At 35.3% G+C, this 22,557-nt stretch carries 23 protein-coding genes; 7 read left to right on the top strand and 16 right to left on the bottom strand.

What is annotated here, in order from left to right:
* The first annotated feature begins 14 nt into the window (after positions 1-14).
* The 3 genes from QWZ06_RS25840 to QWZ06_RS25830 all read left to right on the top strand — a co-directional run bounded on the left by QWZ06_RS25840 (position 15) and on the right by QWZ06_RS25830 (position 1,884).
* Positions 15-830 carry an ion channel gene (locus QWZ06_RS25840; protein WP_353960038.1) on the top strand — a complete coding sequence of 272 codons (816 nt, stop codon included), beginning with the start codon at positions 15-17 and terminating at the stop codon, positions 828-830.
* A complete protein-coding gene (locus tag QWZ06_RS25835; RefSeq protein ID WP_290301991.1) occupies positions 831-1,319 on the top strand; it encodes a YkgJ family cysteine cluster protein in 489 nt (162 codons plus the stop codon). It begins immediately after the preceding gene.
* Positions 1,320-1,572: 253 nt separating this feature from the next.
* Positions 1,573-1,884 carry a hypothetical protein gene (locus QWZ06_RS25830; protein ID WP_290301990.1) on the top strand — a complete coding sequence of 104 codons (312 nt, stop codon included), beginning with the start codon at positions 1,573-1,575 and terminating at the stop codon, positions 1,882-1,884.
* Positions 1,885-1,928: 44 nt separating this feature from the next.
* Here QWZ06_RS25830 and QWZ06_RS25825 read toward each other — a convergent pair whose 3' ends face one another.
* The 4 genes from QWZ06_RS25825 to QWZ06_RS25810 all read right to left on the bottom strand — a co-directional run bounded on the left by QWZ06_RS25825 (position 1,929) and on the right by QWZ06_RS25810 (position 5,885).
* A complete protein-coding gene (locus QWZ06_RS25825; RefSeq protein WP_290301989.1) occupies positions 1,929-2,294 on the bottom strand; it encodes an iron chaperone in 366 nt (121 codons plus the stop codon).
* Between the two features lie 131 nt (positions 2,295-2,425).
* The gene (gene gdhA / locus QWZ06_RS25820; protein WP_115968363.1) at positions 2,426-3,784 is read right to left on the bottom strand and encodes an NADP-specific glutamate dehydrogenase; all 1,359 of its coding nucleotides are present in this window, start codon (positions 3,782-3,784) and stop codon (positions 2,426-2,428) included.
* Positions 3,785-3,974: 190 nt separating this feature from the next.
* Entirely contained in the window at positions 3,975-5,084 is a 1,110-nt protein-coding gene (dprA, locus tag QWZ06_RS25815; protein ID WP_290301988.1) for a DNA-processing protein DprA, read from the bottom strand.
* A gap of 33 nt (positions 5,085-5,117) precedes the next feature.
* Positions 5,118-5,885, bottom strand: coding sequence for a rhomboid family intramembrane serine protease (locus QWZ06_RS25810; RefSeq protein ID WP_290301986.1), 768 nt, complete (start codon positions 5,883-5,885; stop codon positions 5,118-5,120).
* A gap of 249 nt (positions 5,886-6,134) precedes the next feature.
* On the opposite strand from QWZ06_RS25810, the gene QWZ06_RS25805 reads away from it, so the two are divergent.
* Together QWZ06_RS25805 and QWZ06_RS25800 are read left to right on the top strand one after the other, a co-directional pair.
* Positions 6,135-7,064 carry a DUF3078 domain-containing protein gene (locus tag QWZ06_RS25805; protein WP_290301985.1) on the top strand — a complete coding sequence of 310 codons (930 nt, stop codon included), beginning with the start codon at positions 6,135-6,137 and terminating at the stop codon, positions 7,062-7,064.
* A 225-nt stretch (positions 7,065-7,289) separates the two neighbouring features.
* Entirely contained in the window at positions 7,290-8,213 is a 924-nt protein-coding gene (locus QWZ06_RS25800; protein WP_290301984.1) for a DUF3078 domain-containing protein, read from the top strand.
* A gap of 211 nt (positions 8,214-8,424) precedes the next feature.
* Here the strand turns inward: QWZ06_RS25800 and sufD are convergent, their stop codons facing one another.
* From sufD to QWZ06_RS25775, 5 genes are all read right to left on the bottom strand, one after another.
* Positions 8,425-9,732 carry a Fe-S cluster assembly protein SufD gene (gene sufD, locus QWZ06_RS25795; protein ID WP_290302384.1) on the bottom strand — a complete coding sequence of 436 codons (1,308 nt, stop codon included), beginning with the start codon at positions 9,730-9,732 and terminating at the stop codon, positions 8,425-8,427.
* 167 nt (positions 9,733-9,899) lie between these two features.
* On the bottom strand, positions 9,900-10,643 hold the full coding sequence (sufC, locus tag QWZ06_RS25790; RefSeq protein WP_290301983.1) for a Fe-S cluster assembly ATPase SufC: 744 nt from the start codon (positions 10,641-10,643) through the stop codon (positions 9,900-9,902).
* Between the two features lie 30 nt (positions 10,644-10,673).
* A complete protein-coding gene (gene uraH / locus QWZ06_RS25785) occupies positions 10,674-11,084 on the bottom strand; it encodes a hydroxyisourate hydrolase (protein WP_290301982.1) in 411 nt (136 codons plus the stop codon).
* 21 nt (positions 11,085-11,105) lie between these two features.
* The gene (gene sufB / locus QWZ06_RS25780) at positions 11,106-12,554 is read right to left on the bottom strand and encodes a Fe-S cluster assembly protein SufB (protein ID WP_290301981.1); all 1,449 of its coding nucleotides are present in this window, start codon (positions 12,552-12,554) and stop codon (positions 11,106-11,108) included.
* A 68-nt stretch (positions 12,555-12,622) separates the two neighbouring features.
* Positions 12,623-12,952, bottom strand: coding sequence for a HesB/IscA family protein (locus QWZ06_RS25775; protein ID WP_076596478.1), 330 nt, complete (start codon positions 12,950-12,952; stop codon positions 12,623-12,625).
* 214 nt (positions 12,953-13,166) lie between these two features.
* On the opposite strand from QWZ06_RS25775, the gene QWZ06_RS25770 reads away from it, so the two are divergent.
* Together QWZ06_RS25770 and QWZ06_RS25765 are read left to right on the top strand one after the other, a co-directional pair.
* Positions 13,167-14,123 carry a GLPGLI family protein gene (locus QWZ06_RS25770; protein ID WP_290301980.1) on the top strand — a complete coding sequence of 319 codons (957 nt, stop codon included), beginning with the start codon at positions 13,167-13,169 and terminating at the stop codon, positions 14,121-14,123.
* 14 nt (positions 14,124-14,137) lie between these two features.
* Positions 14,138-14,989 (top strand): GLPGLI family protein, encoded by an 852-nt coding sequence (locus QWZ06_RS25765; RefSeq protein WP_290301979.1) that lies wholly within the window; start codon positions 14,138-14,140, stop codon positions 14,987-14,989.
* Positions 14,990-15,118: 129 nt separating this feature from the next.
* Here the strand turns inward: QWZ06_RS25765 and ypfJ are convergent, their stop codons facing one another.
* From ypfJ to QWZ06_RS25730, 7 genes are all read right to left on the bottom strand, one after another.
* Positions 15,119-15,979, bottom strand: a complete 861-nt coding sequence (gene ypfJ, locus QWZ06_RS25760; protein ID WP_290301978.1) for a KPN_02809 family neutral zinc metallopeptidase — start codon at positions 15,977-15,979, stop codon at positions 15,119-15,121.
* A 79-nt stretch (positions 15,980-16,058) separates the two neighbouring features.
* Positions 16,059-16,937 carry a hypothetical protein gene (locus QWZ06_RS25755; RefSeq protein ID WP_290301977.1) on the bottom strand — a complete coding sequence of 293 codons (879 nt, stop codon included), beginning with the start codon at positions 16,935-16,937 and terminating at the stop codon, positions 16,059-16,061.
* Between the two features lie 148 nt (positions 16,938-17,085).
* Positions 17,086-19,164 (bottom strand): LTA synthase family protein, encoded by a 2,079-nt coding sequence (locus tag QWZ06_RS25750; protein ID WP_290301976.1) that lies wholly within the window; start codon positions 19,162-19,164, stop codon positions 17,086-17,088.
* A gap of 214 nt (positions 19,165-19,378) precedes the next feature.
* On the bottom strand, positions 19,379-19,897 hold the full coding sequence (gene ribH / locus QWZ06_RS25745) for a 6,7-dimethyl-8-ribityllumazine synthase (RefSeq protein ID WP_065395674.1): 519 nt from the start codon (positions 19,895-19,897) through the stop codon (positions 19,379-19,381).
* 3 nt (positions 19,898-19,900) lie between these two features.
* Positions 19,901-20,608, bottom strand: coding sequence for a YfgM family protein (locus QWZ06_RS25740; RefSeq protein WP_290301975.1), 708 nt, complete (start codon positions 20,606-20,608; stop codon positions 19,901-19,903).
* Positions 20,609-20,766: 158 nt separating this feature from the next.
* The gene (locus QWZ06_RS25735; protein WP_290301974.1) at positions 20,767-21,303 is read right to left on the bottom strand and encodes an adenine phosphoribosyltransferase; all 537 of its coding nucleotides are present in this window, start codon (positions 21,301-21,303) and stop codon (positions 20,767-20,769) included.
* Positions 21,304-22,509 (bottom strand): hypothetical protein, encoded by a 1,206-nt coding sequence (locus QWZ06_RS25730; RefSeq protein WP_290301973.1) that lies wholly within the window; start codon positions 22,507-22,509, stop codon positions 21,304-21,306.
* Between the last annotated feature and the right edge of the window lie 48 nt (positions 22,510-22,557).

Here is a 22,557-nt window from a genome sequence, read left to right as displayed (position 1 = left end):
GTTGGTATCACACGATGCTGAATCTATCTTCATTTCGGTTTATTTCATACCTGGTAGTGGCTTATATCCTCATCAATCTTGTATTTGCAATGATCTATTACCTGATAGGAGTAGAACACCTTACGGGAATTGATAAAAGTGACCCTTTGAATGAATTTATTGATGTTTTCTTTTTCAGTTCGCAGACCTTTACAACAGTAGGATATGGAAGAATTGCTCCTGTTGGATTTTTAGCCAGTCTGGTAGCTACTTTTGAAGCTTTTCTGGGATTGCTTACCTTTGCCATTGCAACAGGGCTTTTCTATGGAAGGTTTTCAAGGCCGAGGGCTTATTTAAGGTTTTCCGATATTGCCGTGATTGCTCCTTTTGAAGATGCTACAGCTTTAATGTTCAGATTAGCTCCCTATAAAAATAATGCCCTTACAGATGCTGATGTCATTGTATCTACAGCAATAGAAGTGGTTGAAAATGATGTTGCTAAAAGTAACTTCTACAGATTGCAAACCCATTTAAGTAAAATAAATACATTAGCATTGAACTGGACTGTTGTTCATAAAATAGATGAAGACTCTCCGTTTTATGGTTTTTCTGAGGCTGATTTTAAAAGTACAGATATTGAAATTATTGTTCAGGTGCGGGCATTTGATGAAGTGTTTTCCAATACGGTAGTTCAGAGATCTTCTTTTGTAACAGGAGAAATTGTATACGGAGCAAAATTTGTCCCTATGTATTATCCTGATAAAAATAACCTTGCTACCATTTTAGATTTGGACAAGATCAATGAATATCAAAAAACAGATCTTCCGGTTCAGGCGGGAAATAAAGAATAAATGAATTTAGATTTTTATAAAAAACAGGCTTTACAAAAGCAGAAAGAACATAAGAAGTTTTTGGACGGATTGAAGAAAAAGCCGCCCAAAAACCTAGATTATGTAGTACAGGAAACCCACGATGAAGTTTTTGAAAAAATAGACTGTTTACAATGTGCCAATTGCTGTAAAACCACCGGGCCACTGTATACGGAAAAAGATATTGAGCGTATTTCCAAACATCTTCGCATGAAGTCTGCTGATTTTGAAGCTAAATTTCTAAGAGTAGATGAAGACAATGATAAAGTATTGCAAAATCTTCCCTGTTTTTTCCTTAATGATGATAATACTTGTTCTATCTACGAAGTAAGACCGAAAGCTTGTAGAGAATATCCACATACAGACCGTAAAAAAATCTATCAAATCAATAACTTGATGCTGAAGAACACGATTATTTGTCCGGCCGCTTTTGAGTTTGTTGAAAAAATGATGAAGAATATAGGGAAGTAATCTTGAAACAGAAGAGTAATCCTTGTCAAGGTTCAAAACCTTGACAAGGATTAGGAAGGAAAACGCTAAGAAAAGTCCTTTCAACCAGGAAAAACCTCCATGATCCAGTTTCGATTCTCTTGAAAAATTCATCCGATTTATTTTTTTGTAAATTCTTCTTAAAAAATAATAAAGTCCGTTAAATAAGATACTTGCGCATAATTTTTATAAATGACATCCCGTTTAGTTTAAACAATCATTTAAATATTACATTATGAAAAAGTTATTTTTAACAGCAGCGTTTACATTAGTCGGAGTAATCGCAGTGTCGGCTCAGACACAGACTCAGAAGCCAGTAGAAAGCACGACTAATAACCCAACAACAACTCATCAAACTCAACCACAGACATCAGAAGCGAAGACGGATTGGAATTCTACCACCACAAAAAGCCAAAATACAACTGCAACGGAAGCATCAACAGCGACTCCGGCGGCAGAAGCCACTGCAACTACAGGATCCACTATGGAAGCTACTAAGCCTGCAGAAGCAACCAAAGAAGAAAAAAAGTCTAAAAAGAAAAAGTGATAGTACTTTAGTAAACACTAGTCGGAATCCTGAAATCTTGTATTTCAGGATTTTTTTTGTTCAATTTCTTTCATTTTGAACGCTAAAATTTTATCGACAAGATCTAAAGGATTCTCTTCATCGAGCGGAAACTGTACGGCGCCTTTAGAGAACTTATAATTTCTTTTTTCAAAATCTTTTTCAAAATTTTTAATACCCTCGGCTCCCGGGTAAAATCCAATATGCTTTTTGTATCCGGCAAAATAGATAAGAGGTTTTCCTTTATACCTGAAAGCGGGCATCTGGTAGCCAATATATTCTTCAAGATGGGGAACTTGAGAGGTAATGAATACTCTTAGCTCAATAAGTTTTTCCTGAGCCTCTACAGGAAACAGGAGAATATATTCATCAATATTTTTGGAGGAGTTCATCCTATAAAAATAAAAAAAGCGCTGCATATAGCAACGCTTTCTCCTTTCACTTTTTACTTTTTTCCCATTATCCCGGGAACAGGCTGTATCAAAAAAGGTCGGGAGTTTCTCCCAACCTTTATTATTTTTCGTTACACAACTCCTTGAGCTAACATTGCTTCTGCTACTTTTACAAAGCCGGCAATATTGGCACCTTTTACGTAGTTTACATAACCGTCTTCGTCTTTTCCGTAGTCTCTACAAGCTTTGTGGATACCGATCATGATTTCCTTTAATCTTGCATCAACTTCTTCAGAAGTCCAGTTAAGACGGATAGAGTTCTGAGTCATTTCTAATCCTGATGTAGCAACACCTCCAGCATTGGAAGCTTTACCAGGAGAGAATAATACTTTATTGTCTAAGAAATAGTTGATTGCATCTAGTGTAGAAGGCATGTTAGCTGCTTCAGTTACACAAAGACATCCGTTTTCAACTAATTTTCTAGCATCATCTAAATCTAGTTCGTTTTGAGTTGCAGACGGGAATGCTACATCACACTTCACTTCCCAAGGACGTTTTCCAGCGTGGAATTCAGCAGATGGATATTTTTTAGCATAGTCTTCAGCTCTGTTGTTTCCAGAAGCTCTAAGCTCTAATAAATAATCAATCTTTTCTCCGCTGATACCATCTTTATCATAGATATATCCGTCTGGGCCAGAAAGTGTTACCACTTTTGCTCCAAGCTCAGTTGCTTTTTTGATAACTCCCCAAGCTACGTTTCCGAAACCTGATACGGTTACTGTTTTTCCTTGGAAATTTTGTCCGATCGTTTTAAGCATTTGCTCTGCGAAGTATACCACTCCGTATCCTGTAGCTTCAGGACGGATTAATGAACCTCCATAAGCAAGACCTTTTCCTGTAAGTACTCCGGTAAACTCGTTTCTGATTTTCTTGTATTGTCCGAATAAGTAACCAATTTCTCTAGCTCCTACACCAATATCTCCTGCAGGTACGTCTGTTTCAGGACCGATGTGCTTGCATAATTCTGTCATGAAAGCCTGGCAGAAACGCATTACTTCCATATCAGATTTTCCTTGCGGATCGAAATCTGAACCTCCTTTACCACCACCCATTGGTAGAGTAGTTAAAGAGTTTTTAAACACTTGTTCGAAAGCTAAGAACTTAAGAACTGATAAGTTTACAGTAGGGTGGAAACGGATTCCTCCTTTGTATGGTCCAATAGCAGAGTTCATTTGGATTCTGAAACCTCTGTTAACTTGAATTTCTCCCTTATCGTCAACCCATGGAACTCTGAAAATAATAATTCTTTCAGCTTCAGCCATTCTTTCAAGCAGCTTCATTCCGGTATATTCTTTTCTCGTAGCAATGAATGGAATTACAGTTACGGCAACTTCTTTTACAGCCTGTAAGAATTCCGGTTCGTTAGGATTTTTTGCTTCAATTTTTGCAATAAACTCTTGGATTTTCTGGTCAATATTATATTGTTCCATATATTAAGGTTGAATATTATTGTCAACAAATTTAATTTTTTTTTCAAGATTCACAACACTATATTTTAACATTGTTAAAAATTAAATAATAATGTTTTGAAATATTATTAAATTGATAATTTATGATTAAAATTTATTAAAAATGAAATGTTATGTATGAAATAATGCAGTATTAAGAAATCGTTAATTCTTAAATTGCTATAAATTGCCTCCCGGAAAATGATTTTACTTTCCCCAAAAGTTCTAATTCTAAAATTATCGGTAAGATTTTATACGAAGAAATGGCAATTTCCTGTGCCAGATCATCCAATGATATCTGCGGATGACCTTTTATGAATTGATAAATTAATTCTTGATTATCAGTTAATTGTATTGTTGTTTCGCTGTGAGGAAATAGCTCTCCAATTTTTTCTTTAGGACTGTTTAATCCAAGCATACTGATAAGATCTTTAATAGTAGAAATAGCAGTTGCTTTGTTATGTAATATCAATTGATTACAACCCTGACTGTGAATATCAGTGATCTTTCCCGGAAGAGCGAAGACGTCTCTGTTATAATCATTGGCGAAAGCTGCGGTGCTTACGGATCCGCCTCCAAATCCTGTTTCCACAACGATGGTTGCCGGAGAAAGACCTGCTACAATTCGGTTTCTCTGAATGAAATTTTCACGATCAGGCTTCCTCGTTGAATTGAATTCTGTTAACAAAATACCACCGTCCTGCAGAATTTTTTCTGACAGTTTTCTATTCTTTGCAGGATATAAAAACTCAAAGCCGTGGGCAAGAACAGCAATAGTAGGCTTTTGGTTCAGGATAGATTGTTCATGAACTTCCTTGTCTACTCCTAAGGCAAGACCACTTACCGAGACATATTTTGAAGATTGGGTGGCTTCAAAAAAGTCTCCAACGAATTGTTTCCCATAGGCAGTCATGTTTCGGGTTCCCACAATGCTTATCATTTGAAGAGAATCGTCAATATTTCCTTTTTGATAAAGAATAGAAGGAGCATCAATACATTCATTAAGAAGAGATGGTACCTTTTCAAGATGCCTTAATTGGATACGAATATTGTTCTTTTCGCAGAATTTGAGCTCTTTTTCTGCAAACTTCAGATGGTTTTCATTTCCAATGTCCGAAACAGTTTTCTGCCCAATTCCGTCTAATTTTTTGTATTCTTTTTTTGCTTTTTTCCATGCATTTTCTGCACTTCCAAAGGTTTTTACAAGTTTATGGAAATTGATGTCACCAATTTGGTTGCTTTCGCGCAAAGCGATGGCATATAAATATTCTTCGGAGATCATGTGTGTTTTTTATCAAATGTAATGAATTAAGTCTTATTTTTTCCTTAATTCATCCAAATGATCCCATATATCATCTCTTTTTTTATAGGGAAGTTCCAGAAAATCTTCCGGATGATTTTCTTTGTACTCTTGCCATAATTTATCATCTTTTTCACTGTAGTAATTAGGGTACTCCCAGATGAATTTTTTCTTTTTTTCACCCACATTTTTAAACATAAAGGCTATGATACTGCCTACAATTGCTCCGGATAAATGCGCTTGCCATGATATTTTACTGGGTTCCTGCATATTGTAAAACAACTCTTCTGGAAGCATCCCCCAAATTAAACTACCATAGTATAATACAACAAGTAAGGAGATCGTCAGAAGTTTTGTATTCCATTTAAAAACGCCGCTGAAGAAGAGGAAAAAGGCCAGTACATAGACTACACCACTGGCTCCGATAGTACAAGTGTACATATATTCACCTGTCATGATATCAATAGGAGGAAGTAACCATACCAAAAGTCCTGTTGCCAGCCATCCGATAATGAAAACTTTATTGGCCACTAAAGGGTAAAATTGATATAATAAAAACATCAGAGCGGCAATCGGAATGGAGTTCCCTATAATATGATCGATATTTCCATGTAAAAGAGGAGCGGTAATCACTCCCAGAAGTCCTTCAGGAACGAGAGGTATGATGGCTCCGAAGCAACTTCCAAAAAAGCCATGCATTTGTAAAAAATATCCGAACCACATTGCGGATAGCATCAGCAAAGGGTATATAATCGCTCTTTTGGAAATTACATTTTTAAACATGAATATTTTACGTCAAATCAAAAGCCAATGCTAAATTTCGGAAAATTTGTCGATGAAAAGGTTTCTACTGATCTGATTTTAAGACAAAAGGTATCAAATTTAACTTTAGAATCAATTATTTTGGCATCAATTTTATTGAAATATTTTGTTGTCAGGGGTTGAAACTAGAAAAAGTATATTGTTTAAGGGCAAATTTTACCTTTAAAAAAAATTATATTAATATTTTTGCATTGAAAATTATTTAGAGTAATGAAGAAGTTTTTATTAATTCTTTCCATATTTATGGGGGTTTATGCAAGTGCACAAGAAGAATTGAAAAAAGATTCAGTAGTGGTAGACACCATAAAATACTGGTCGGTGCTAGGAAAAAATACTGTAATGATTAATCAGGCCGCCTTTTCGAACTGGGTAGGAGGTGGAGCCAATAATGTAGGATGGCTTGCGGGTGCTAATTATAATATTACTTATGAAAAAGACAATGATCTTTGGGAAAACATTATCATCCTTGGGTATGGGCAGAATGATACAAAAGGATTGGGCATAAGAAAAACGCAAGATGTTATTAATGTTTCTACTAACTATGGGAGAAAGTTTTCCAAAAGCTGGTATTTCTCTCTAGGTGCAGGTCTACAGTCCCAGTTTGCGCCAGGATATGAGGACGGAAATAATCCCGAAGCCAAAAAAATATCAAACTTTATGGCTCCCGGTTACCTGAACGTCGGTATGGGTATCACATACAGACCGAATGATAATCTGACGTTAACTTTACGTCCTACCAACGCCAGATGGACGTTTGTGTTGGATAAAGAGCTACAACTTGCCGGAAACTACGGTTTAAAAAGTGATGGAGCAACATCCTTATTACAATTCGGTTTCCTGGGAACAGCTATATATAAGATGAAAATTATGGAAGATATTTATTTAACAAATACAGCTTCTGTCTTTTCAAATTATCTGGATCGCCCTGATAGGCTTGTATTGGCGTATGGCGCTCTTCTTAATTTAAAAGTTAATAAATATATCTCATCCAATATCTCATTAGATCTACTGTATGATCATAACCAGATTGAAAAAACACAGTTAAAGCAAACGCTGGGAATTGGATTTGCCTATACACTGGATAATGGAGTAAAACGATCTGACCGTAAAGATAGTCAGTGGTGGATAAAAAATAAATAAGCAATCATGATTCATTCATAAAAGCACTTCATTATTGAAGTGCTTTTTTCTTTTCTAAATATTCAGATTTTAAGTTGCTTTAAGTTTGCTATGTGCAGAATGGTTTTTTAAGTGTTTTATTTTCATTTTGTTATGGCTATGACTGCTTTGGATTTCAATTCATTTTAAAGTGAATTTTATTTAGGCATAAATTATTATTTATACATTTGTAGGAAATCGTTAATTATGAAAAAAGTTTTATTAATCGCTTCCATTTCTTTTGGAGCTATGACCATGGCTCAGGAAACAAAAACTGATGCTCCCGTAACAGATACTGTTAAAGCCTGGTCTATTCAAGGGCAAAATACTTTAATGCTTAATCAGGCTGCCTTTTCAAACTGGGTAGGGGGTGGAGCCAACAATGTGGGCTGGCTTGCTGGTGTCAACTACAATCTTACTTATGAAAAAGGAAAAGATCTTTGGGAAAACATTATTATTCTTGGTTACGGCCAAAACAACACACAGGGTACCGGAGTAAGAAAAACTCAAGATGTTATTAATTTATCTACAAACTATGGTAGAGAGTTTGCTAAACATTGGTATATCTCTGGGGGGGTCGGAATTCAAACTCAATTCGCACCAGGTTATGAAGATGGTAATAATCCTGATGCAAAGAAAATCTCCAACTTTATGGCACCCGGTTACCTAAGCGTTGGAGCAGGGGTTACTTATCGTCCTGATGATAATCTTACAGTAACATTACGTCCTGCGAATGCCAGATGGACTTTTGTATTGGATAAAGATCTTCAAAAAGCAGGAACGTATGGACTTAAAAATGATGGTGATTCTTCTCTTTTCCAGTTCGGTTTCTTGGGAACAGCTATGTACAAGCTAAAAATTATGGAGAATATTACTTTGCTTAATACGGCTTCTGTTTTTTCAAACTACCTGGATCATCCGGAAAGATTAGTTCTTGGATATAGCGGAGTTTTAAGCATGAAAATCAATAAATATATTTCCACGAATGTAACACTTGATCTATTATATGATCACAATCAGATATGGAAAACTCAGTTAAAACAGACTTTGGGAGTAGGACTAGCTTATAATTTTGATAACGGAAAGAAACGTTCAGATAATAAGGATAACCAAAGCTGGTTAAAGAAATAAACTCAGATATAAAATAAAAATAGCTCTTCAAACCGAAGAGCTATTATTTTACTAATCTTTAACGAAAATATCGAACATATTGCCTTTATTTAAATAAACTTTCATGGTTTTGTTTCTTATAAGATGATAAAAAAGAGAAAGGTTGCAGTTACAATGCAAAATAAAAAAGCACTTCATTTTGAAGTGCTTTTTATGTATCAATATATAACGGTTAAAATTCTATATCTACTTCTAATTTCTCAGCCAATAGCTTTGAAATTTTTTCTTTTAGAGGCTCAATATCGATGTTTTGCATGGCATCATTGGCAAAAGCATATAAAAGTAATGCCTGAGCTTCTTTTTTGGAGATTCCTCTTGCTCTCAGGTAGAATAGGGCATCTTCATTCAACTGGCCTACTGTACATCCGTGGGAACATTTTACATCATCTGCAAAAATCTCTAACTGAGGTTTAGTATCAATGCTTGCTCCTTCACTTAGCAATACGTTATTGTTCTGTTGGTAAGCATTGGTTTTTTGAGCGATTTTATCAACAAAAACTTTCCCGTTGAAAACTCCGTGAGCATTACCATCGAAGATTCCTTTGTAGTTCTGATAACTTTCACAGTTCGGGAAGTTATGGTGAACCGCTGTATGGTGGTCTACCAATTGATCTTTTCCGATAATTGTGATTCCGTTCATGAATGAATTGATATTAGATCCATTCTGAATGAAATCCAGGTTATTTCTTACCAGCTTACCTCCGAAAGAGAATGTATTTACAGTCGTTAAACTGTCTTTTTCCTGTTTTGCGAAAGTGTTGTCGATAAGATATGAAGTATTATTATCGTTTTGAAGCTTATGCCAGTCTGCTTTAGCATTTGGATAAGTGAAGATCTCTGTAACAGAGTTCGTTAACACATATGTGTCATCAAAATTGTGGTGACTCTCAATTACTTCAACTTTTGCTCCTTCTTCTACAATTAATAAATTTCTTGTATTGTAGAATGTATTTTCATCCTGATTCTGAGAAATGTAGAAAACATGAATTGGTTTTTCAATCACTACATTTTTAGGAACCTTCAGGAAGAAACCATATTTGCAGTATGCAAGGTTTAAGTTTGTGAAAGCTAGGTCTTTGGAAGCAATCGTGTTAAAGTACTTTTCAAAGATCTCTTTATGCTTATCATCATTCAATGCATAATTGAATGAAAGAAACTCTACATTTTCAATAGAAACTTTTGAAAGCTCTTTGTGAAGTTTACCATTTACAAAAACAATCCAATCAAAGTTCTCTTCACCAAGGTGCAGTTCATCAAACTGCTCTTTAGTGATGTTATGGTTTTCTTTCGGGAAGAAGCTGTAGCTTTTTTCCGTGATCTCCTTTAGATTGGTATATTTATATTCTTCGTCTTTTTTTGTTGGAAAACCAATATTTCCAAACTTTTGAAGAGCTGCTTTTCTATCATCATCCAGAAATCTGTGACGAAGACTCTCCAAAAATTCATTATGGTTCTCTATAATTTGTTCTTTTAATGCCATTACTGGTATATCTGTGGTCTGCACCATTTTTTCTTTTTATTTGAACTAAAACATTGTCATTCCAAAGAAAGGAATTCAAATTTAATAGCAGAGATTCTTCATTTCGTTACCTTTCATTCAGAATGATGGCGAAAAACTTTTAATCCCTGAGATAATTGGTTTTCTTCTTAATTAAGAAGCCAGTCGTAACCTTTCTCTTCCAATTCTAATGCTAAAGATTTATCACCTGTTTTGATGATTTTTCCATTTGCCAGAACGTGAACGAAGTCAGGTTGAATATAGTTAAGCAATCTTTGATAGTGAGTAATCAAAAGAACTGCGTTTCCTTCATTTTTAAAGTGGTTTACCCCATCCGCTACAATTCTTAATGCATCGATGTCCAATCCTGAATCTGTTTCATCAAGGATCGCCAATTTAGGGTTAAGCATCATCATCTGGAAGATCTCGTTTCTTTTCTTTTCACCTCCGGAGAATCCTTCGTTCAGTGATCTTGAAAGGAAATCTTTTTTGATACCTAATTTCTCAGATTTTTCACGGATTAATGCAAGCATTTCTTTAGCAGGCATTTCTTGTAATCCGTTTGCTTTTCTTGTTTCGTTTAAAGCTGCTTTGATGAAGTTCGTTACAGAAACTCCCGGAATTTCCACTGGATACTGGAAAGATAGGAAGATTCCTTTGTGTGCTCTGTCTTCAGGAGCATCTTCAATGATATCTTCTCCTTGGAAAAGGATTTCTCCACCTGTCACTTCGTAATCCTCTTTTCCAGCGATTACAGAAGAAAGGGTAGACTTACCAGCTCCGTTCGGCCCCATGATGGCGTGAACTTCGCCTGGCTTTATTTCAAGGTTAATCCCTTTTAATATTTCTGCGCCGTCTTCAATTTTGGCGTGAAGGTCTTTAATTTGTAACATTCTTGCTAACTTTTTCTTTTTATAATTGTACTAGCTTCCTCTGTACGTGGAATATCCATAAGGTGATAAAGTAATCGGAACATGATAATGCTCGTTGTCTTTTATCTTGAATATTACTTCAATGGACGGATAGAAGCTTTCTATATTTTTATGTTTGTAATAATCCTCTATGAAGAATACAAGTTTGTATTTTCCATTATTACCGGCCTTTTGATATGGTAAAAAATCTGAAACCCTGCCATTATTATCAGTTTGCTTTTTACCAAGAGAAACCCATTGTTTGGTGGTTTCATTATATTTTTCCAATTCTATTTCAACTTTTCCTGCAGGCTGACCCTGTGAGATGTCAAGAATATGACTTGAAAGTTGAAATCCTGCTTTTTCCTGAGCAGAAAGGTTTAGAAAAATAAATCCAAAAAATACGAGTAAGAACTTTTTCATAGGGATCATCTTTTCAGTGGATTATCCTACTGATCCTTCTAATGAAATTTCTAATAATTTCTGTGCTTCAATAGCAAATTCCATTGGAAGTTTATTTAAAACTTCTTTACTGAAACCATTTACGATCAAAGCAATTGCTCTTTCTGTATCGATACCTCTTTGGTTACAGTAGAAAATCTGATCTTCTCCAATTTTCGAAGTGGTAGCTTCGTGTTCCAATTGAGCCGTAGGATCTTTGATTTCAATATAAGGGAAAGTATGTGCTCCACATTCGTTACCCATCAATAAAGAGTCACACTGAGAAAAGTTTCTTGCTCCTTTTGCGGAAGGCATTACTTTTACCTGTCCTCTGTATGAGTTTTGAGATTTTCCTGCAGAGATTCCTTTAGAAATGATCGTTGACTTGGTGTTTTTTCCAATGTGGATCATTTTTGTTCCCGTATCTGCATACTGGTGGTTGTTCGTTACCGCGATAGAGTAGAATTCTCCGATAGAGTTGTCTCCTTTCAGAATACAAGAAGGGTATTTCCATGTTACTGCAGAACCTGTTTCAACCTGTGTCCATGAGATTTTTGCACTTCTTTCACAAAGTCCTCTTTTCGTTACAAAGTTGAATACCCCACCTTTTCCTTCTTCATTTCCTGGGTACCAGTTCTGTACAGTTGAATATTTAATTTCAGCGTTGTCTAAAGCGATCAGTTCCACAACTGCTGCGTGAAGCTGGTTTTCATCTCTTGACGGAGCTGTACATCCTTCAAGGTAAGAAACATAACTTCCTTCATCGGCAATGACAAGTGTTCTTTCAAATTGTCCTGTTCCTGCCTGGTTGATACGGAAGTAAGTAGAAAGTTCCATTGGACATTTTACGCCTTTAGGAATATAACAGAAACTTCCGTCAGAGAATACTGCGGAATTCAATGCTGCATAGAAGTTATCTCCTCTTGGCACTACTTTTCCAAGATATTTTCTTACTAAATCAGGGTGGTTTTTAATAGCTTCAGAGATGGAACAGAAAATAATTCCTTTTTCTGCCAATGTATCCTGGAAAGTGGTTTTCACAGAAACTGAATCTATTACAATATCTACAGCAACTCCTGAAAGCCTTTTTTGCTCCTCAATATTAATCCCTAGCTTTTCGAAAGTTTTCAATAATTCAGGATCTACCTGATCAAGACTTTCCAACTCCGGTTTTGTTTTTGGAGCTGCGTAGTAACGAATCGCTTGAAAATCCGGTTTTTCATATTTGATATTAGCCCATGTAGGCTCTACCATTTTTAACCAGATTTTGAAAGATTCCAAACGCCATTCAGTCATCCATTCCGGCTCCTCTTTTTTCGCGGAGATGGCACGGACGATATCCTCATTTAAACCAATTGGGAAATCTTCATAATCAATTTTGGTTTCCCAACCGAATTCATATTTTTTATTTTCTAGATCGACTCTTAAATCGTCTTCAGTATATTTACTCATTACTATTTTTTAGATTTCAGATTGTAGACTTCAGTTTTGTCTGAAGTCTAGTATCTTATGTCTTTTCTCTAAAGACTAAATGATTCTCCACATCCACATGTTCTGGATGCGTTCGGGTTGTTGAAAACAAACCCTTTTCCGTTCAATCCTCCTGAATATTCAAGAGTGGTTCCTGCTAAATAAAGAATGGATTTTTTATCGATAATAATCTTAATATTGTTATCTTCAAAAATCTGATCCGTTTCTGTTTTTTGGTTGTCAAACTTTAAAACATACTCTAAACCAGAGCATCCGCCGCTTTTCACCCCAACTCTTATATAATCTTCAGCAGGGTTAAAACCATCTTCCGTCATAAGTTGGATGGCTTTCTCCTTTGCATAGTCTGATACTTTTATCATTGTATTTATTTAGAATGATTTAATGATGCAAAAATACGAACTAATTTCCGCAATCTCAAATCGAAGATATCTATTTTAATGATTCTGATCTTAATAGGCAATTTTAATGCCGATGATTTATGTTAAAGTTCTATAAATTTCTCCTTTAAACCTAAGGATCTGCTTTTTGATTTTAACCTTGAATTCTATTTTTGATCTATAAAGAAAATTAATCATGAGACAAAAACTGCTTGTTTTTTGTGTTTTGTTTTTGGCGATATTGTCTAATGCACAGACCATAAGATATGTATATGCAACATTGGTAAACCCGGATTCCATTAATCTGGTAAGTATGAAGAGTGAAAGAACTTTTTTGGATATTAAGAACAATAAGTCTTTGTTTATCAGTGAAAACAAACTAAAACGGGATTCTCTTTTGGCTTCTTTCAGATCAGAGATGAAAGAGAATTATAAAAAGGAAGAAAAAGATTTTTCAAAACTGGAGGGAAGAAGACCTATTGAACCTACTTTTTTTGAATATTTTATTACTAAAAGTATTCCGGAACAGAAAGTGTATTATTATGATAAAGTAGCTGGAAAACAAATTTACTATCAGGAGGACAGACCTGTCAAGTGGAACATTTCCAGTAGTATAGAAAAACAGAATGGATATTCTGCACAAAAAGCGGAGGCTAATTTTGGAGGTAGGATTTGGACAGCTTGGTTTACAAAGGATATTCCCCTTTCCGATGGTCCTTATAAGTTTTCGGGGTTGCCGGGCTTGATTGTGAAGTTGGAGGATGATAAAGGAGATTACAAGTTTGATCTGGTTCAAAAAATAAAAATTAATAATGCATTTGAAGAGCCAATAAGTATAGAAGCGAAACAAAGTACGAGAATTAATTTCCATGGAGATAAGGCGGCTTTGGAATTAGAATTAGGAAAGAATTATAGAATGATGGCTGGGAATATGAGAAATAATGGTGAGGAAACCATGGATAGTAATGGAAGCGGAAGACATGGAGGAGGAATGAATGGTGGTGGTATGAGAGGTGGTGGTCATTCAGGTGGCGGAATGCATCATGGGATGAACGGCGGCGGTCAAGGCTTTCCTACGCGAACAACAGATACGAGTGCCTTTTCTGCTAAAAGTGGAATGGGACAGAATCAAAACCCGATTGAGTTGAATTAAATAAAAAAATATAAATGAAAAAATTAGGTATTATTGCTTTAGCGCTGTTTATTCAGCAGTTTTCTGCGCAAACTAACCGATTTGTATATCAGGTAACGATGAAGCCGGATGCTGAAAATAAAGCAGATAGTAAAACTGAAAATGCATATCTTGATATTGCTCAGGATAAATCAGTTTTTTATTCTGAAAATAGGATCAAAAGAGATTCTATCATGCAGAAGGCATTTCAAGGTGGTGGTGGAAGAGGAAGTATCAACAGGGATCAGATGGAAGGTTTAAGAACAAACATAAATTATACTGTTGAAAAAGATAAAGCGAGCCAGAAGACTTATTTTAAAGACAGAATAGGACGTGATATTTATTCTTACGAGGAAGACAGACCTTTGAACTGGAAGATTTCTTCAGAAACAAGAAAGATAGGTGAGTATAAGGTTCAAAAAGCAGAAACGGATTTTGCGGGTAGAAAATGGACGGCATGGTTTACTACAGATCTTCCTTATCAGGATGGTCCTTATAAATTTGGTGGTCTTCCGGGGTTAATTGTAAAAGTTGAAGATGATAAAGGAGATTATTCTTTTGACCTGATGAAGAATTACAAGATTGCAGAACTTCCTACTCTCAATCAATTTGGAAATACCTTAAAAGTAAAAAGAAGTGATTTTGTGAAGCAGCAACAAAAGTTTAAAACAGATCCAATGTCATTTATGACTCAGCAGGGTTCCGGTGGTATGGCAACTACGATGAGAATAGGCGGTGGAAGGGGCTCAGGTGGTGGGAATCAGGATCCTGCTGAGATGAGAAAGAGAATGGAAGAAAGAGTGAAGGAGGAAGCCAAAAAGAACAGTAATCCAATTGAATTACAATAAATAAGTACGTATTCTCAATAAACCTAACAGGTTTTTAAAACCTGTTAGGTTTAAAGAAGTAAGATAGAAGAAATAAAATCGCCAGTGAAAATTTTCACTGGCGATTATTTTATAATGTAAGTCTATTTATTATTTTAAAAGCTGGTTGAATGTATCACCTTGTTTGATATCACCCGTATTATATCCTTTCATAAACCATTCTTTACGCTGAGCGGATGACCCGTGCGTAAAGCTTTCCTGATTGACATATCCTTGGGATCTTCTTTGAATATTATCATCTCCTACAGCTTCAGCAGCATCTATTGCAGACTGAATATCGCCAGGTTCCAGAATCTGTTTGTTATCATTTGTTCTTCTCGCCCAAACTCCGGCATAAAAGTCAGCTTGTAGTTCTGTAGCTACAGATACTTTATTCATTTCGGCTTCAGAATATCTTCCACTTCTTCTTAGAGCATCTACTTTTTGAGTAGTTCCTAAAAGAGTTTGTACATGGTGGCCTACTTCATGAGCAAGAACGTAAGCAATGGTAAACTCAGTGACTTTAGCTCCAAATTTCTGTTGTAACTCATTGAAGAAGCTCATATCCATATAAACCTTTTGATCGGCAGGACAATAAAACGGACCCATGGCTGATTGTGCAGTACCACATGCCGAAGTTGTCGTATTTTCAAAAAGAACGATTTTGGGAGCAGTGTAATTCATTCCATTTTCTCTGAAGATCTGTTCCCATGTCACGATGTTCCATTTTCCCATCATGTCAACCATTTCTCCTATTTGCTTTTCTTGTGTAGTAAGCTCTCTTCTTTCAGAGTTTCCTGAAGATTGTATGCTTCCAGAATTCAATATACCAGAAGGGTCGCCTCCCAAAAAGAAGACAATGGCTGCTATAATTAAAGTTCCGAGTCCGCCACCTACAATCATACCACCACCTCCGCCTCCGGAGCCACGGCGATCATCAACGTTACCGCCTCTGTCGTCTGTCCATCTCATAATAATATCTTTTTTGTGACGTAAATTTATAAAATTAAAGTTTACAATGGCTAAAATGTTAGCATCGTAATATTAAAATCTATTCTTCATTAAACTTTTCAGTGAGCACTTTTTTGTAATACTCTTTGTTATGTCCATTGATATGTTCCAGATAGTTATATTTCTGCTCAAAATATTGTTTTTGACAGTTTTGCGGTAGGTATTGGTTAATATTATCCTCATCAGTATGTTCAACAATAGGATAGGTAGGAAGTTCTGCTGACAATATAGATTTATTTTTTGCTAAAACTTCAATGACCTTGTATTGTAAGAAAGTTGTACAACTGAATCTGGGAATATCTGTTTCTATATACTTTTTGTAATAATAATTAAGAGCCCCTTTTTTAAATGTCTTCTCTAAGTTTTGTCTGTCAATAGTTATAAATAGCGTATAAAGCCAAAGATACTTGACATAATTTTTTAGTCTTTTTACAGAATGCTTATCATCCTGTGAAATAAGGATATTTGAAAGTTTAGATTTCTTTAAAATATCTACAAGAAGCAATTCTGAAACATTTTTTAATTCCCCGAGATTTTTTTTATCTTCAATACTATAGTAGGTATCCAGCTTTCCATAGGTTTCGAGGGCTAGTCTTTCGTTGATGTACTCGTGTAGAGCAGAATGATCTCCTGTGTAAATAAATTTTTTATCCTTATCTACAACAATATTTAATTTTTCTTTGGGCTCAAGAAATAAGTTAATATTTTGAGTAAGTTCATCTGGTATATGTATTGAGATTCTATCAGTTTCCGTAAATTCTTTTTTATCAAGGCTTTTGAGGGGCATTTCCTTTTTACCATTTTTTACAATGATGGAGTTATTGGTGTTATTAATAACCAAAATTTTCTGAGCCCTCAATCCTGAAAATAAAAATAAGAGGATGAAAAACACCCTCTTATTTTGAAATAAATATTTCATATTTTAAAGTATACATTCAATAGAACAGCGAATTAACTTTCATACAGTTTCTTAATTCTATTCCTGAATTTTTAATTTTGGTTACCGTTTTCTTCTCCCAAATATAAATAAAATATCTATTGACGTTGGTTTTTATAAAAGATCTATCTTATCGATTAAGTTGTTTGGTTTTTAGCCAGTAAGAAGTTGATTGGTATGCTGAAATAGCATCATCTACCAGTTTCTGATCTGTATTTTTTAATAGTTTCTCATCATAATACAATTTGAATTCAGGAGCGAGATCACTTTTTTCCAGTTCCAAAGAGTATTGTTTTGCCTTTTTAACCGGAGAAATGATGGTTAAACGATTGTCTTTTACAAATCCAAGATCCTGATATGTAGCAATATAAGCCTTCGGCTGGAATTCCGGTTTGAAAACATCCTGCCCCAGGAATTTAGACTGATAACTGAAGTTTAGCAATCCAAAAAGAGTAGGCATAAGATCAATCTGTGACATCAATGTATCAAATTTTTGTGGCTGGATAAATCCTTCTGAAAAGATCATTGCAGGAATTCTGTACTTATCCATTGGCAGTTCCGTTTTTCCGGCACTGGAAGCACAATGGTCTGCAATGATAACAAAGACTGTATTTTTATACCAATCCTGTTTCTTTGCCATTTCGAAAAACAGTTTTAGAGAATAGTCTGTATATTTTACACCGCCTTCACGGGATTTTGAAGTTCCGGGAATATCAATTCTTCCATCCGGGTAGGTGAAAGGTCTGTGGTTGGAAACAGTCATCCAATGGTTGAAAAAAGGCTTTCCAGATTTTGCCTCAGCATTCATTACCTGAATAGCTTTTCTGGCCATATCTTCATCCGCAACACCCCACACATTGGCGAAGGAAATCTCTTCCGGCTTGAAGTTGTTTCTGTCTACAATATCATATCCGTTTCCTGCAAAGAAGTCCTGCATATTATCAAAATAGCTGTATCCTCCATACAGGAATTTAACATCATATCCCTTTGATTTGAACACGCTTCCAGTAGTAAATTTGTTCTTGTTGTCATTTCTTTTGATGATACTTTCCCCGGCAGTAGGAGGAATACACAGTGTTAAAGCTTCCAGCCCACGTACTGTTCTGTTTCCTGTTGCATAAAGATTGGTAAACATTAGCGATTTATCAGCAAGACTATCCAGGAACGGTGTAATCTTCTGTGTATTTCCATAATGTTCAAGGAAATCTGCAGAAAGACTTTCAATAGAAATGAGAACTACATTCTTTTTTGCTTCCGGTTGTTCTGCCACAATATTTCTTGATAAAGTGTGCTGAGGAAACTGGCTTAAGAAATTCTTCTCAGCCTGTTGCTGATTGATTTGTGAATAAAACTGGAAGTAATCTAGCTCATTATGCGTGAAAGCCCAATAAAACTTAGGAAGTCCGTTTGCTTCAATTTCATCAGCAAAAACATTATCTGATTTAATCTGCATTAATGATGGGAGGGTCATCAGGCTGATTGCACAAAGTACAGCAAAAGATCCCAGCAAAATCAGTTTTTGTTTAAAATTAGGAAGCTCTAATAACTCATCTTTTGTCTTTTTATAAATAAACCATGTAATAGCTATTGTAACAATCATTATTCCTGAAAATAATGGGACAACCGGATAGCTTTCCATGATGTTTCCTATAACTTCATTTGTATATATCAAATAATCAACGGCAATGAAATTATAGCGTACTCCAAATTCATTATAGAAGAAATATTCACTTACTCCATTGAAGATGATCAATAGAACGTACAACAAAAGGGTGATAAAATATAAAACGTTACGAATTTTAATTCTTTGGGTAGGCAGAAAAAGCATTAAACCAAATAGGAATGTCTTTACCCCTACAAATGAAAGGGCAACTTCGGTTACAGAACCTCCGTATTGCTTGAAAATATTATTTGGAACGAGCCAGATGTACAGGAAAAAGGCAGCTAATGCTCCAAAAATAATGTATCCATAGGGCTTTTTATATTTCGAATTGGAAAGGAATAAAAAGTACAAAGCGAGGATGGCGCTGGCGAGGATAAAAACAAAAATATCGTTGATAAGACCTACAAACAGCACTTTAATGATCTCAAAAAAACCAAAAGTGGCTGTAGTAATAGGATGGAAAAAGAATATTGTCCTTATTATCAATGAAATAATCAGATAAAATACTCCTAAATATAGGAAAGGTTTTATTTTTTTTAGAAACATGGATTTATGGTCTATACGATTTTCACAAAGATAGTTGTTGTATACAAATTTTAGGTCAAAAAAAGCAAAACCTGATATTTATTAATAGGATTTTAAGAGTTAAGAGATATAATTTAAACGTGTGTTTAAAAAAATGTCTTTATTTTGAAATTTTATAACAAAAAAGGACTATTAAAAAATAGTCCCTTTATATATTGTTAAAGTATATCAATGATTAAGAATGTCCAAAACCAATGTTTCCTTTTTTATCAGATAAATTCTTTTTGAAATCGATCATTCTTAAAGCAGTTACTGCTGCTTCTACTCCCTTATTTCCAAGGTCACCACCGCTTCTGGCAATAGATTGTTCTTTGGTATCGTCTGTAAGGACACAGAAGATGGTAGGAGTATCCGTCATGATGTTACAGTCCTTAATTCCTTGTGCTACAGCAGAGCAAACATAATCGAAGTGAGGAGTTTCTCCACGGATTACACATCCAATAGAGATTACAGCGTCATATTTTCTTTCTTTGCAAAGCTGCATACTCGCATAGCTTAATTCAAAAGCTCCTGGAACCGGAAAAAGCTTGATGTTTTCAGGTTTTACACCTTCTTTCTCAAGGATTTCCAAAGCTGCATCACGAAGATTGTACGTTACAAAATCATTCCACTCAGAAAAAACAATGCCGATAGAAAAATCTTCGGCATTGGTTATATGAAGTGGCTTGTAATCGGAAAGATTAACTGTTGCCATTTTTTAATAATATTTAGTCATTTCAATGTAAGAATCAGACATTCCGTTGTCATAATCCTGATATTTCTCGTTAATTGCGGAGAAGTATTTTTTAGCATCTGCATTTTTCTTTAATCCTAATGCTACAATACCTGCTTTTCTTGTGAAGAAATAGGTCGTATAAGGATCATCAGAAGCAGTAGCAGCTTTATCTAATAATGATAACGCTTCATCATTTTTGTTCAATCCTGATTTTGCATCAGCCATAGCACCGTATTTCATTGCCATTAGCGTTTTGTTGTCAGAAGAGAATTTATCTAAAAGATCGTAAGCTTCCTGGAATTTTCCTTCTTTGAATTTCAATAAACCAGCGTTGTAAGCAGATAACTGACCGATGCTAGTTGCTGAATATTCGTTAGCAGTTCCAATGAAACCTGGGTTTGCAGCAGATTTTCCTCCTAGAGCTTCAGCATTTTTATTTTCTGTAAGGTTTTTCTGAGCAGCAAGGAAGCTTTTCATTGCTTCAACGTTTTTAGGAGCAACTACAAATTGCTTATATCCGAAGAATCCTAAAACTCCTAACACTAAAACTCCAAATACAATCCCTAGTGGTTTTGAATATTTTTCAAGAAATCTCTCAGTGTTCAAGGCCTCTCTGTCAAGATCTTTGAAGAACTCAACTGTTTCTTTACCTTCTTGCTCGTTCTGAGCATTCTTTCCCAATTTTGCCATAAGTTTTTAAAAATTGAATTGCAAATTTAATTGTTTCTTAGAGATTTACAAAATACTTTTAGAGCATTATTCTATAAATGTTATGAATTATCAATTGTTAACAAGAAAAATGCCTCGAAAACATAGTTTACGAAGCATTAATTTTTTATTTCTTGAGATTAATATTCTAAAATGTGGTAAACCTCGGCACCAAACTTTTTAAGTTTTTCATTACCGTTAAGACCTTTTAGACCAATCAGGAAACTGAATTGAGAAACAGTAGCTCCTTGTTTTTCTACCAACTTAGCAGCTGCTTCCGTTGTTCCGCCTGTTGCTAAAAGATCATCATGAATTAAAACTCTTTGTCCTGGTTTTATTTGTCCTTCACGAGTTTCGATGATAGCACTTCCATATTCCAGATCATATTTTTCTGAGATAATAGGGGGTGGTAGTTTTCCTGCTTTTCTGATTAAGATAAAAGGAACTTCCAAAGCTACGGCAATTGCAATTCCAAAAAGATATCCGCGACTTTCTATTCCGCATACTGCATCCACTTTTCCTTTACTGTTGGCAGCAAGGTCTGCAATGACATCTTCATAAAGTTTTGGATCTAAAAAAATAGGTGAAATATCTTTAAACTGGATTCCTGGAATAGGAAAATCAGGAATATTTTCAATTGTTTCTTCGAGTCTTTTGATTAGTTCTGCTGAAGCCATTTATGGGTTGATTTTATAGCTGGAAATTTTCCAGTCTCCGTTTACATTTTTAAGTCCGAAAGTTACCTTTAATGAAGTTGTCTTTCCGTTTTTATCCGTTACATCATAAGTAGCGTTTACACTTGCACCGCTTGCATTAGATGCACTGGTGGTAATATTTTTTACGCTTACATTTTTTACAGCCCCAAAGCCTGAATTAGGGTTGGAGAAAGATTCATAGCTTCCCCAGCTTGGGTTATTGGATGTATCATAAGCTGCTTTAAGGTTCTGAGAACTTACGCTGCTTAAAAACTTACTTACTGTATTCTTAGGATCTGCAGTTGGCTGTTTTGGAGCTGCCGGTGCTGCAGGAGTTGTTGTACCAGGTTCTGTAGTAGCAGGTGGAGTAGTGGTTGCCGGATTATTCGGATCTACTACTGCACTTGGTTGTTGTGGTACTGCGGTTGTATCTGTTTTTGGAACAGCAGGAACTTTCAAGGCAGCTGCATTTACATCCAATCCAATTTTAGACATTTTGAATGTCTTTGCTGTTGTTTTTACAGAAACTGTGATATCGATTTTGTTATCTACTACTTTTGAAGCCGGAATAGATGAGAACTTAAGGTTGAATCCTTTAAAGTTGTTATCCTGCATCAGGTTTTTAGCGGTGGAAAGTCTTACTCCATTACTAAATACTTCTAATGTAGCTTCCAAACCTGCTCCGGTAAATGATACAGGATTTCCTGCTGCATCTACTAATCTTGGAACGATCTGGATGGATGTTGGTGCACCGTTTCCATCATCTCCTATTGGTCTGGTTACAATGCTTAACGCCCCTGCTTTTACGTCATTAGGATCACTTTCTTTGGCTTTATCATCACCAAAGATATTCATTTCACCTAATGATGGTGGGGCAGTACTTACCCATTCAATTCCATTTTTCTGAGCCACTTCGTCTGCTAAGGTCATGATTTCAGGAACTTTTTTTCCATTAATCAGCTTTCCAAGAGCTTTTAGTTCGTTTACATCTCCATCAGCTTCTACGCCAAATGTTTTAAGGATATAAAGAGCTTCATTAAACTTAATCTGTTTAATGGTTGGTAAGCTGGAAGTCATATCATTGATACTTGACTGCAGCGTTTTAGTATTCGTAGCATCTACATGATCTTTCTTACATGCTGTAAAAAGCAACAGACTGAAAACAAGTAGAAAAGAAAACTTTTTCATTTTTATTTGGTTTGTTGCAAATTTACTAAAACCTTTATTAATAGTAGA

Origin of the sequence: Chryseobacterium tructae (assembly GCF_030409875.1) — a bacterium.
In the GTDB taxonomy this organism is placed as follows: Bacteria; Bacteroidota; Bacteroidia; order Flavobacteriales; family Weeksellaceae; genus Chryseobacterium; species Chryseobacterium tructae.
The sequence above is the reverse complement of the archived record's forward strand: the minus strand, read 5'-3'. Positions and strand labels throughout refer to the sequence as shown.

What these genes read in the sequence shown, in the direction of transcription:
- QWZ06_RS25840 (WP_353960038.1), top strand. Translation starts at nt 15, where the DNA reads ATGCTGAATCTATCTTCATTTCGGTTTATTTCATACCTGGTAGTGGCT.
- QWZ06_RS25835 (WP_290301991.1), top strand. Translation starts at nt 831, where the DNA reads ATGAATTTAGATTTTTATAAAAAACAGGCTTTACAAAAGCAGAAAGAA.
- QWZ06_RS25830 (WP_290301990.1), top strand. Translation starts at nt 1,573, where the DNA reads ATGAAAAAGTTATTTTTAACAGCAGCGTTTACATTAGTCGGAGTAATC.
- QWZ06_RS25825 (WP_290301989.1), bottom strand. Translation starts at nt 2,294, where the DNA reads ATGAACTCCTCCAAAAATATTGATGAATATATTCTCCTGTTTCCTGTA.
- gdhA (WP_115968363.1), bottom strand. Translation starts at nt 3,784, where the DNA reads ATGGAACAATATAATATTGACCAGAAAATCCAAGAGTTTATTGCAAAA.
- dprA (WP_290301988.1), bottom strand. Translation starts at nt 5,084, where the DNA reads ATGATCTCCGAAGAATATTTATATGCCATCGCTTTGCGCGAAAGCAAC.
- QWZ06_RS25810 (WP_290301986.1), bottom strand. Translation starts at nt 5,885, where the DNA reads ATGTTTAAAAATGTAATTTCCAAAAGAGCGATTATATACCCTTTGCTG.
- QWZ06_RS25805 (WP_290301985.1), top strand. Translation starts at nt 6,135, where the DNA reads ATGAAGAAGTTTTTATTAATTCTTTCCATATTTATGGGGGTTTATGCA.
- QWZ06_RS25800 (WP_290301984.1), top strand. Translation starts at nt 7,290, where the DNA reads ATGAAAAAAGTTTTATTAATCGCTTCCATTTCTTTTGGAGCTATGACC.
- sufD (WP_290302384.1), bottom strand. Translation starts at nt 9,732, where the DNA reads ATGGCATTAAAAGAACAAATTATAGAGAACCATAATGAATTTTTGGAG.
- sufC (WP_290301983.1), bottom strand. Translation starts at nt 10,643, where the DNA reads ATGTTACAAATTAAAGACCTTCACGCCAAAATTGAAGACGGCGCAGAA.
- uraH (WP_290301982.1), bottom strand. Translation starts at nt 11,084, where the DNA reads ATGAAAAAGTTCTTACTCGTATTTTTTGGATTTATTTTTCTAAACCTT.
- sufB (WP_290301981.1), bottom strand. Translation starts at nt 12,554, where the DNA reads ATGAGTAAATATACTGAAGACGATTTAAGAGTCGATCTAGAAAATAAA.
- QWZ06_RS25775 (WP_076596478.1), bottom strand. Translation starts at nt 12,952, where the DNA reads ATGATAAAAGTATCAGACTATGCAAAGGAGAAAGCCATCCAACTTATG.
- QWZ06_RS25770 (WP_290301980.1), top strand. Translation starts at nt 13,167, where the DNA reads ATGAGACAAAAACTGCTTGTTTTTTGTGTTTTGTTTTTGGCGATATTG.
- QWZ06_RS25765 (WP_290301979.1), top strand. Translation starts at nt 14,138, where the DNA reads ATGAAAAAATTAGGTATTATTGCTTTAGCGCTGTTTATTCAGCAGTTT.
- ypfJ (WP_290301978.1), bottom strand. Translation starts at nt 15,979, where the DNA reads ATGAGATGGACAGACGACAGAGGCGGTAACGTTGATGATCGCCGTGGC.
- QWZ06_RS25755 (WP_290301977.1), bottom strand. Translation starts at nt 16,937, where the DNA reads ATGAAATATTTATTTCAAAATAAGAGGGTGTTTTTCATCCTCTTATTT.
- QWZ06_RS25750 (WP_290301976.1), bottom strand. Translation starts at nt 19,164, where the DNA reads ATGTTTCTAAAAAAAATAAAACCTTTCCTATATTTAGGAGTATTTTAT.
- ribH (WP_065395674.1), bottom strand. Translation starts at nt 19,897, where the DNA reads ATGGCAACAGTTAATCTTTCCGATTACAAGCCACTTCATATAACCAAT.
- QWZ06_RS25740 (WP_290301975.1), bottom strand. Translation starts at nt 20,608, where the DNA reads ATGGCAAAATTGGGAAAGAATGCTCAGAACGAGCAAGAAGGTAAAGAA.
- QWZ06_RS25735 (WP_290301974.1), bottom strand. Translation starts at nt 21,303, where the DNA reads ATGGCTTCAGCAGAACTAATCAAAAGACTCGAAGAAACAATTGAAAAT.
- QWZ06_RS25730 (WP_290301973.1), bottom strand. Translation starts at nt 22,509, where the DNA reads ATGAAAAAGTTTTCTTTTCTACTTGTTTTCAGTCTGTTGCTTTTTACA.